We start from the raw sequence: 2,682 nt of genomic DNA on the forward strand, positions 1-2,682 counted from the left end.
CCATCTCGTGACTGCGTGCCTTTTGAAGAATGAGCCTGCGAGTTTGCGGTGTGTTGCGAGGTTAACCCGGGTGGGGAAGCCGTAGCGAAAGCGAGTCCGAACAGGGCGATTCAGTAGCACGCTCAAGACCCGAAGCGGAGTGATCTAGCCATGGGCAGGTTGAAGCGGAGGTAAGACTTCGTGGAGGACCGAACCCACCAGGGTTGAAAACCTGGGGGATGACCTGTGGTTAGGGGTGAAAGGCCAATCAAACTCCGTGATAGCTGGTTCTCCCCGAAATGCATTTAGGTGCAGCGTCGTGTGTTTCTTGCCGGAGGTAGAGCACTGGATAGGCGATGGGCCCTACCGGGTTACTGACCTTAGCCAAACTCCGAATGCCGGTAAGTGAGAGCGCGGCAGTGAGACTGTGGGGGATAAGCTCCATGGTCGAGAGGGAAACAGCCCAGAGCATCGACTAAGGCCCCTAAGCGTACGCTAAGTGGGAAAGGATGTGGAGTCGCACAGACAACCAGGAGGTTGGCTTAGAAGCAGCCACCCTTGAAAGAGTGCGTAATAGCTCACTGGTCTAGTGATTCCGCGCCGACAATGTAGCGGGGCTCAAGCGTACCGCCGAAGTCGTGTCATTCACACAATAGGGCCAACGCCTGTGTGGATGGGTAGGGGAGCGTCGTGTGCCGGGTGAAGCTGCGCCGGAAGGCAGTGGTGGACGGTTCACGAGTGAGAATGCAGGCATGAGTAGCGATACAAACGTGAGAAACGTTTGCGCCGATTGACTAAGGGTTCCTGGGTCAAGCTGATCTGCCCAGGGTAAGTCGGGACCTAAGGCGAGGCCGACAGGCGTAGTCGATGGATAACCGGTTGATATTCCGGTACCCGCTGTGAAGCGTCAAACATCGAGCATCGTGATGCTAAGGCCGTGAAGCCGTTCCGGACCCTTCGGGGAAAGGAAAGTGGTGGAGCCGCCGGCCCAAGCGGTTAGTAGGTGAGTGATGGGGTGACGCAGGAAGGTAGTCCATCCCGGGCGGTGGTTGTCCCGGGGTAAGGGTGTAGCCCGAGTGGTAGGCAAATCCGCCACTCATACAGGGTGAGACCTGATGCCGAGCCGATTGTGGTGAAGTGGATGATCCTATGCTGTCGAGAAAAGCCTCTAGCGAGTTTCATGGCGGCCCGTACCCTAAACCGACTCAGGTGGTCAGGTAGAGAATACCGAGGCGTTCGGGTGAACTATGGTTAAGGAACTCGGCAAAATGCCCCCGTAACTTCGGGAGAAGGGGGGCCACGTCTGGTGATGAGCTTCGCGCTCTGAGCTGGGGGTGGCCGCAGAGACCAGCGAGAAGCGACTGTTTACTAAAAACACAGGTCCGTGCGAAGCCGTAAGGCGATGTATACGGACTGACGCCTGCCCGGTGCTGGAACGTTAAGGGGACCGGTTAGTCAAACTTCGGTTTGGCGAAGCTGAGAACTTAAGCGCCAGTAAACGGCGGTGGTAACTATAACCATCCTAAGGTAGCGAAATTCCTTGTCGGGTAAGTTCCGACCTGCACGAATGGCGTAACGACTTCTCGACTGTCTCAACCATAGGCCCGGTGAAATTGCACTACGAGTAAAGATGCTCGTTTCGCGCAGCAGGACGGAAAGACCCCGGGACCTTTACTACAGTTTGATATTGGTGTTCGGTTCGGCTTGTGTAGGATAGCTGGGAGACTGTGAAAGCCATACGCCAGTATGGTGGGAGTCGTCGTTGAAATACCAGTCTGGTCGTGCTGGATGTCTAACCTGGGTCCGTGATCCGGATCAGGGACAGTGTCTGATGGGTAGTTTAACTGGGGCGGTTGCCTCCTAAAGAGTAACGGAGGCGCCCAAAGGTTCCCTCAGCCTGGTTGGCAATCAGGTGTTGAGTGTAAGTGCACAAGGGAGCTTGACTGTGAGACCGACGGGTCGAGCAGGGACGAAAGTCGGGACTAGTGATCCGGCGGTGGCTTGTGGAAGCGCCGTCGCTCAACGGATAAAAGGTACCCCGGGGATAACAGGCTGATCTTCCCCAAGAGTCCATATCGACGGGATGGTTTGGCACCTCGATGTCGGCTCGTCGCATCCTGGGGCTGGAGTCGGTCCCAAGGGTTGGGCTGTTCGCCCATTAAAGCGGTACGCGAGCTGGGTTTAGAACGTCGTGAGACAGTTCGGTCCCTATCCGCTGCGCGCGCAGGAATATTGAGAAGGGCTGTCCCTAGTACGAGAGGACCGGGACGGACGAACCTCTGGTGTGCCAGTTGTTCTGCCAAGGGCATGGCTGGTTGGCTACGTTCGGGAGGGATAACCGCTGAAAGCATCTAAGCGGGAAGCCTGCTTCGAGATGAGTATTCCCACCCACTTGATGGGGTAAGGCTCCCAGTAGACGACTGGGTTGATAGGCCGGATCTGGAAGCCCAGTAATGGGTGGAGGTGACCGGTACTAATAGGCCGAGGGCTTGTCCTCAGTTGCTCGCGTCCACTGTGTTGGTTCTGAAACCACGAACAACCCCGCGTTTGTCACAGAGCGTGGTGCGGTTGACAGTTTCATAGTGTTTCGGTGGTTATAGCGTGAGGGAAACGCCCGGTTACATTCCGAACCCGGAAGCTAAGCCTCACAGCGCCGATGGTACTGCAGGGGGGACCCTGTGGGAGAGTAGGACGCCGCCGAAC

At 56.8% G+C, this 2,682-nt stretch carries 2 rRNA genes (1 of these 2 cut by a window edge); both read left to right on the forward strand.

Annotation, left to right across the window (positions count from 1 at the left end):
• Positions 1-2,476: ribosomal RNA gene (locus ABT085_RS43490) — 23S ribosomal RNA — on the forward strand (it extends 430 nt beyond the left edge of the window).
• An 89-nt stretch (positions 2,477-2,565) separates the two neighbouring features.
• A 5S ribosomal RNA gene (gene rrf, locus ABT085_RS43495) occupies positions 2,566-2,682 on the forward strand.

It is taken from the genome of Streptomyces sp. NPDC002265, assembly GCF_040296125.1.
In the GTDB taxonomy this organism is placed as follows: Bacteria; Actinomycetota; Actinomycetes; order Streptomycetales; family Streptomycetaceae; genus Streptomyces.